The 7,715-nt window shown below is 56.0% G+C and carries 8 protein-coding genes; all 8 read right to left on the bottom strand.

What is annotated here, in order from left to right; all coding sequences use genetic code 11:
* Window positions 1–221: 221 nt before the first annotated feature.
* The gene (locus HFD97_RS20615) at window positions 222–1,304 is read right to left on the bottom strand and encodes an acyltransferase family protein (RefSeq protein WP_167431530.1); all 1,083 of its coding nucleotides are present in this window, start codon (window positions 1,302–1,304) and stop codon (window positions 222–224) included.
* 459 nt (window positions 1,305–1,763) lie between these two features.
* Window positions 1,764–2,516 (bottom strand): L-cystine ABC transporter ATP-binding protein TcyN, encoded by a 753-nt coding sequence (gene tcyN, locus HFD97_RS20610; RefSeq protein ID WP_009089631.1) that lies wholly within the window; start codon window positions 2,514–2,516, stop codon window positions 1,764–1,766.
* Window positions 2,513–3,181: a cystine ABC transporter permease gene (gene tcyL / locus HFD97_RS20605; RefSeq protein WP_009089629.1), complete on the bottom strand. Its 669-nt coding sequence runs from the start codon at window positions 3,179–3,181 to the stop codon at window positions 2,513–2,515. The genes tcyN and tcyL overlap by 4 nt, the downstream gene beginning before the upstream one ends.
* A complete protein-coding gene (tcyJ, locus tag HFD97_RS20600) occupies window positions 3,181–3,981 on the bottom strand; it encodes a cystine ABC transporter substrate-binding protein (RefSeq protein ID WP_009089627.1) in 801 nt (266 codons plus the stop codon). Before tcyJ ends, tcyL begins: the two co-directional genes overlap by 1 nt.
* A 113-nt stretch (window positions 3,982–4,094) precedes the next feature.
* Window positions 4,095–5,081, bottom strand: coding sequence for a D-cysteine desulfhydrase (locus tag HFD97_RS20595; RefSeq protein ID WP_140028899.1), 987 nt, complete (start codon window positions 5,079–5,081; stop codon window positions 4,095–4,097).
* A gap of 192 nt (window positions 5,082–5,273) precedes the next feature.
* Window positions 5,274–5,777 carry a flagella biosynthesis regulatory protein FliZ gene (fliZ, locus tag HFD97_RS20590; RefSeq protein WP_009089624.1) on the bottom strand — a complete coding sequence of 168 codons (504 nt, stop codon included), beginning with the start codon at window positions 5,775–5,777 and terminating at the stop codon, window positions 5,274–5,276.
* Between the two features lie 50 nt (window positions 5,778–5,827).
* Entirely contained in the window at window positions 5,828–6,550 is a 723-nt protein-coding gene (locus HFD97_RS20585; protein ID WP_058958307.1) for an RNA polymerase sigma factor FliA, read from the bottom strand.
* Window positions 6,551–6,694: 144 nt separating this feature from the next.
* Window positions 6,695–7,663 (bottom strand): HNH endonuclease signature motif containing protein, encoded by a 969-nt coding sequence (locus tag HFD97_RS20580; RefSeq protein WP_167431529.1) that lies wholly within the window; start codon window positions 7,661–7,663, stop codon window positions 6,695–6,697.
* Window positions 7,664–7,715: the final 52 nt, after the last annotated feature.

Below are 7,715 nucleotides of genomic sequence, written 5' to 3'. Positions count from 1 at the left end.
GGGCGCGGAGGCTGCCGGACGCCGGGATTGTTAAGGGGCGGGCGTCCGCCCCTTGACGCGTCCGCCTGCACGGGCAGACTGAAACTCCCTCACGCCTGGCGGGCGAAATCCTCTCAGAGCCAGCCCACCGCCGGGTAATTACTCCCTCCCCCCGACAGGCGAAACCCTCTCAGAGCCAGCCCACCGCCAGGTAATCACTCCCGCCGCCAAACGCTCCCCTTTTACTGTGAAACCGCATTCCGCTGCCGCTTAAGCAGCGTCGGAAACAGAAACAGCGACTGCCCCACCCCGCGGTTGGTCAGCGACCAGATCGCCACGGAACAGAGCGAGCAGAGCGCCACGATCACCACCGGATAGAAACAGGCCCAGAAAAATGAAAACCACGCCTGTTCAAACAGTTGATGCCGCTGCGCGAAGAGGATCGCAGACATACCAAAGAACTCGATAAAGATGCGGTGAATCACATAAATCTGCAGGGTATTGCGGCCCACCCAGTTGAGATAACGCATGCTGAAATGCTGATTCAGCCAGCGACAGGCCGCAATGCTGAACAACACCGCCAGCACACACAGGAACAGACTCTTATCCAGACCGAAGATCACATGGATACCCGCCACGGCGGCCAGTATCGCCCAGGGCATGACGTTCTCACGGCGCCATTCACTCAGACGCAGCATGGTCTGGCTCCAGAACGCGCCTAACAGGAAGAACAGGAAATACTGGGCCAGGCTCTGTGGTCCCCAGAACGGGATCACTTTCTCGACCGCCAGATAATTAAGCAGGATAGCCACCGCCACCAGGGCCAGCTTATATTCACGGAAAATTTTAGCGCAGAGGAAATAGAGTCCTAAGCCATAGAGATACCAGGAGGTACTCATCGCCATAAAGGTCAGCTTGAGAAACTCAAACAGCGAACCGGCATACGCAGCATTCAGGTTCTGTGAAATACGCTGCCCGGTAATTTCCGTGGAGATACCAATAATGGACCACCACTGAATAAAGCCCCACAGAATATAGAGATAAAAAAGATTGGTAATACGACTGGTAAATACCTGTTTCCAGGGCCGGTTCAGAATACCGTTGGCGGCCAGCAGTCCCGAAACAAAGAAAAAGGCTGGCATCCGTAAGGGTGACAGAACCGTATTAAACTGTATCCATATTTCGGCCGGGACCCATCCGGCGGAGAGGTATTTTATTGTCCCTTCAAAACCGGGTAACACGGTGTGGTACAGGACCACCAGCAATATGCAGGCACCCTTCAGGGTGTCTACCCACAATATCTGGTCTGATTTCGTCTGGTTCATTAATTGACTCCTGCTGCGTAGGTCAGAATGCGGAAAAGGAAAGCGAGGAAATCTCTGTGGCTTTTATGATTATCCAGCGATTATTCGCCATTGATGCCGCATTGAATGTAGCGAAACTCCTAAAACCCATTATCTGGCCCTGACGTTACCGTTATTTACTTAGCAGAACGTTTCCTTACACTTATTGATTTTCCCTGCTCTTCGCCCGATATCATCCGCGGTGATGAATTAAAGGAAAATAATCTTTAATAATGCTGACGGGGTAAATAAGAGAAAGCGGAAGAAATAAAAACCAGTCAGCCGTTGATGAAAAGAAAAGATTTGTCAGATGTGGCAAAAGGTTTAACCGCTTATCAGCGCATTATGGTACGGCGACCCGAAATAGCATGACAGCGCGCTATTCCGGATTAAACAGAGAGGAGTAAAAAGCAATGCGGCCTTCCGGAGAAGGCCACTGAATTACTGACTGAGGAACTTGTCGAGGAACTGGCGGGTACGCGGCTGCTGCGGGTTACTGAACAACGCTTTCGCGTCGCCCTGCTCCACAATGCGCCCCTGATCCATAAAGATGGCGCGATCTGCCACGTCGCGTGCAAAGCTCATCTCATGCGTGACGATCACCATGGTGCGTTTCTCTTCGGCCAGTGCGCGGATGGTGCTGAGCACCTCCCCCACCAGCTCCGGATCCAGCGCCGAGGTGGGTTCATCGAACAGGATCACCTCCGGTCGCATCGCCAGCGCACGCGCAATGGCCACACGCTGCTGCTGTCCACCCGACAGACGGCGCGGATAGCTTCCCTCTTTGCCGTGCAGGCCGACCTTCTCCAGCAGCGTGCGGGCGCGGGCGACGGCCTCCGCCTTCGCTTCGCCTTTTACGATCACCGGTCCTTCAATAATGTTCTCCAGCACCGAACGGTGGGGAAACAGATTGAAGTTCTGGAAGACAAAACCAACCTGCTGACGCAGACGACGCACCTGCTCTTTCTGTTTGCTCTGCGCCAGCGCGGCATCCACCGTAATCTCGCCGACCCGGATAGTGCCGCTGTCCGGCACTTCCAGCAGGTTAATACTGCGCAGCAGCGTGGTTTTACCTGAGCCGCTGGGGCCGATAATCGCCACCACTTCACCGGCGGCCACATCAAGATCGATGTCGTGCAGCACCGTCTGGCCATTAAATGATTTCACCAGCTTTCTGACTTCGATGGCACTCATTTCGACTCCGAATCCTGACGGTTAACATGCTGTTCCAGACGACTCTGCAACGCAGACAACACCGTGGCCATCACCCAGTAGATCAGCGAAGCCGCCAGATACATGGTAAAGACTTCCAGTGTCCGCGAGGTGATCAGCTGCGCCTGACGGAACAGCTCCGGCACCTGGATGGTCGCGGCCAGCGAGGTATCTTTTACCAGGCTGATAAAGCTGTTGCCCAGCGGTGGCAGTGCGGTGCGCGCCGCCTGCGGCAGGATAACCCGGCGCAGGGTTTGCCAGCGCGTCATGCCGATACTCGCCGCCGCCTCCCACTGTCCGCGCTCAATCGCAGCGATGGCGCCACGCAGGGACTCCGAGGCGTAAGCCGCGGTGTTGAGCGAGAGACCAATCATCGCCGAGGGGATCGGGTCCAGCTCAATGCCAAACTGTGGCAGGCCGTAGTAAATCATAAACAGCTGGGCGATCAGCGGGGTGCCGCGAAAAATCGAGACATAGATACGCGACAGCACGCGAAACGGCCAGAAGTGAGACAGCCGCATCAGCGCCAGCAGAAAGCCCAGCAGCAGGCCGAAGAACATCCCGCCGATGCTGAGCTGCAGCGTGAACAGCGCGCCCTTTAATAAAAAAGGTGCTGAATCCAGCACCAGTTGAAGGCTTTCCTGCATTATTTCGTCACGTCCGCGCCAAACCATTTCTGAGACAGCTTGCTCAGCGAGCCATCTTTCTGCATATCAGCAATGGCCTGGTCGATCGCCTTCAGCAGATCGTCGTTGCCTTTACGCACGGCAACGCCCGCTTCCTGACGGGAGAAAGCGTCACCCGCTACCGCCATGGTATCGCCGGTTTTCTTCACCAGATCCAGCGCCGCCAGACGGTCAACCAGAATGGCATTCAGACGACCTGAGCGCAGATCCTGATATTTAGTCGGGTCATCATCATAGGTACGCACGTCCACGCCCTTCACGTTCTCACGCAGCCACTGCTCGTAGTTAGTGCCGAGACCCACGCCAACCTTTTTACCCGCCAGATCAGCCGGTTTGCTGATGGTGCTGGCGTTCGCCTTCATGGTCAGCGCCTGAATACCGGAGATGGTGTAAGGCGTAGAGAAGTCATACTTCTTCTTACGCTCATCGGAAATGGTCACCTGGTTAATCACCACATCGATGCGCTTTGCGTCGAGGGAAGCCAGCATGCCATCCCATTTGGTCGGTTTCAGACTCGCTTTAACACCCATGTGCTGTGCCAGCTGCTGCGCAAATTCCACTTCAAAACCGGTCAGCTTGCCCTGCTCATCCTGGAAGCTGAACGGCGGATAGGTGCCTTCCAGACCCACCAACAGCGTGCCGCGCTCTTTAATCTTGTTCAGCAGATTTTCCGCTGCAAAGGTTTTAACGTTGACGCCCGCAATCAGCGCCACGGCCATAACGCCCATCACCATCTGACGACCTGCACGAGAAAAGGACATATTTACCCCATTTTTGACAGTATTGTGTGTGTGTTTTTATAAGGGCAGCACGGCGAGTCGCTGCCAGTCCAGAATGATAACGCCCGGAGTATAAACTGTTTTATTCGCTTGTCTCAGATCGAAGGATGATAAGCAAATAACGCGGGCGCGCCGCCAGTATGAATAAACAGCAACGGGCCTTCGCGACGGAAGCGGTTCTGACTGATGCCATCAATCAGGCCGGCCATCGCCTTACCGGTATAGACCGGGTCCAGCAAAATGCCTTCCAGCCTTGCCAGCAGTTTCACCGCCTCCATGCCCTCTTCATTTGGCTCACCATAGCGGGGCGCAAAATACTCATCCCACAGCGTGATCGGGGCCGTTGCCTGCACCTCCAGTGAGGCTGCCAGCGACTGACGCAGCCGCTCAACCAGCGGCAACTGCGCGTCGGTCTGACGTGAAACGGTGACGCCCACCAGCTCGGTTTCCGGCAGCAGCTGCTCCAGGCCGACCGCCAGCCCCGCATGGGTGCCCGCGCTGCCTGATGCCACCACGACGGCGGCAAAATCCACCACGCCTTCGCTCTGATGTGCAATCTCCTGGGCGCACTCCACATAGCCTAGCGCACCCAGCGCATTTGAGCCGCCGACCGGAACGATATAAGGACGGAATCCCTGCGCTTCCAGACGTGTAGCCTGTTCAGCCAGCTGTTCGGCGGGATTATGCAGCGCATCCACGGCGATCACCTCCGCATCCATCAGATCCAGCAGCAGGCGGTTGCCGTTGCTCAGGTAGTTTTCAGCGTGGGTACCAATCGGGTTTTCCAGCAGTGCCACGCACTTCAGGCCGAGGCGGGCTGCCACGGCCGCGGTCTGGCGCACATGGTTGGACTGGATCGCGCCCGCCGTCAGCAGCACATCCGCCCCTTCGCGCAGCGCATCGGCCGCCAGGAATTCGAGTTTACGCAGCTTGTTGCCGCCCATCGCCACTGGCGTGAAGTCATCACGTTTGATGAAAATATCGCGACCCAGATAGTCGGAGAGGCGTGGCAGGTGTTCTAACGGTGTCGGGGCGCCCAGCAGTTCAAGACGCGGGAATTGGTGTAACAGATGTAAAGACAATGCTGCCTCCGTTCGGGCATTCAAATTATCCTTACAGTGTTGCAGAAGATGCGCAAAGGATCACTCTGATTCAGGTGACCGTCGATGCGGTGAGGAAGCGGCGCCGTGCTCCCCCCTTCTCCGTTACCCGGCAGGCGGATAACAGAGTAACGTGCCGCAGGCACGCGGGGGAGCCCTCGGTGCAGACCAGGGTTACCCCTGCTGCCAGCCTAAGAATTGATCGTACTTGCGCAGCGCGATGCGGTAATTATTATTTCCGGCATCCGGCAGATCGCTTTCCAGACACTGATGCCAGCTCTCTCCCTTAAGCCTGTCGGCGGGGAAATTTTTGGCTTTGAGCATCTCATCCAGCCGACGCAGCCGCACCACATATTCACGAATCGTGCTGGGGCTCATTTCTGTCTGTTCAAACAGGTACTGTTTGAACGCCATAATGTCGAAATAATTCGGATGAGTATTGCAAAAAATATCGCTGCAGAAGCGACAGAGCGCGGTCAGCTCTGGCTGAAGTTTCAGCCACAGTTGTTCATCAATCATCTGGTCCATCCGAGCGATGGCCTCTTTATTGATGATCTGACCACGAAAAACGAGCGCCATTCGATCTAATACCTTGCCACAATGCGAACAGTTGCTCTGGCTGTGTTTATAGTCTTTAAGATAACGACTTAACGGTCTGGCCTTGGTCTTGGCTCCCATTACTGAGTCCCCGGTTTCTTATATTTTTGAATCGCCAGGAACTGATACTGCTAGCGCGCTCCCGTAAGCCGGGCCCGCAGGCGTTTGATCGCCTGACTGTGCAGCTGACTGACGCGGGATTCACCCACATCAAGCACCGCGCCAATCTCTTTCAGGTTCAGTTCTTCCTGGTAGTACAGTGTCAGCACCATCTTTTCACGATCGGGTAACGCTTCGATCGCTTCAATGACGCGCTCACGCAGACTCCCTTCAAGCAACTGATGAAGCGGATTAGCCTCCTCATGGCCTTCCGTCACCAGCTCCGCACTGTCGCCGTGCTCTTCCCGATACTCGTCGTAGGAGAAAAGTTGACTGTTGTTGGTGTCCAGCAGGATCTGCCGGTACTCCTCCATGGAAACGTTCAGCTGCTGCGCCACCTCCTGCTCGGAGGCGGAACGCCCCAGCGACTGTTCTACCTTGTGCATCGCTCCGGCCACCTCACGCGCGTTGCGGCGCACGCTGCGCGGTGCCCAGTCCCGACTGCGAAGCTCGTCGAGCATTGCGCCACGAATACGCTGCACGGCGTAGGTGGTAAAGGCTGTTCCCTGTAGCGCGTCATAACGCTCTACGGCATTCAACAGCCCTATCCCCCCGGCCTGCAGCAAATCGTCAAGTTCAACGCTGGCCGGCAGGCGAACCTGCAGACGCAGCGCTTCATGGCGCACCAGCGGCACGTAGCGCTGCCAGAGCGAATGCTTGTCCATCACGCCTTCGGCGGTATAGAAATCGTTCACGTTGACTACCCTGCGTTAATGATGTTATCGGCATGATTATCCAATTCTGTAGCGTTTTCGATTGGAGGAATAGGCGGGGTAAAACGAGGCTATTTCACTTTTGTTACCTCAGAATGCAGATCCCTCTGCACTCTTCAGCAGGGATTATCGACGGGCGCGCAGCCGTTGCCGTGTGGCGGGTGGCACCGCAGCCCACAGGCTGCAAATCCGGCCATCCAGCTCCTGATACCAGGGCGAAATATGTTGTTGTGCATCCTCGCCGGGATGCACGGTGATCTGTCCCGACTCACCATCAATGCTAATCAATCGGTTAATAAACAACCGCTGCAAATCACTGCGTAAAAACAGGCCGTTATCAATACTGTTGTCCGCCACCAGCCCGTCGTCGCTCTCCTGGGTGTCGATATGGCAGGCTTCGACCCAGGGCCAGCTATACCGTTCGGTCAGCTCTGTGCCGGTCATGACACAGGCACCGTAGCGGGCTTTTACACCGGCGATAAACTCCGCCTGGCTGGCCCGCTGCAGCACCCGCGCCTTGACGCGTCGTCCGACTTCCGTCCCCGGCATCACCGCCGCAGGCACCTTGTGCTCTGGCGTACTCAGCACCACGATAAACTGGATAGTCTGCGACTGCGGAAAACAGGGGTTCGCCTGTGGGTTAAAGAGCTGCCAGTAGGCCTCATTCTCATCCTGATGCATCATCACCAGTTTATAGCCGCGACTCTGTAGCAGATTCTCCGCCGTGGCAGATTGCGGATCGATCATGGCAAAAACCTGACTGCTGCCCATCACTTTCCACAGGTTGTCGCGCTTTTCGTTCTCGCTGCGGCGGAAATAGAGGAAAGAGAGATTCTGCTTCAGATAGTGCTCGAAGCGGCGCAGGTAATTCTTGCGCTCGTTATCACTGGAGATAAACAGCAGATCCTCCAGCGGGCTGTTGCTCTCTTCCTGGGCGAAGACCGCGCGTATCTTCAGGGTTCGCAACCCGGTTGAGGGACTCAGCAGTGCACGTGCCGTCAGCTCTTTTTCATCAGGGTATTGCTGGGCATAACGCCGGGCAATCTCTTCAAACGTCAGCCGCTCACCCGGCAGCAGGTCATAGTTGAAGCGCATAGACACTCCACAAAAGTTAACATCGAAAGTTATAGTGTTCTGTGAAGAGTTA

The organism is Pantoea sp. EKM103V, from assembly GCF_011800365.1.
GTDB classification, from domain to species: domain Bacteria; phylum Pseudomonadota; class Gammaproteobacteria; order Enterobacterales; family Enterobacteriaceae; genus Pantoea; species Pantoea anthophila.
This window is presented reverse-complemented; position numbering and strand designations above follow the sequence as displayed.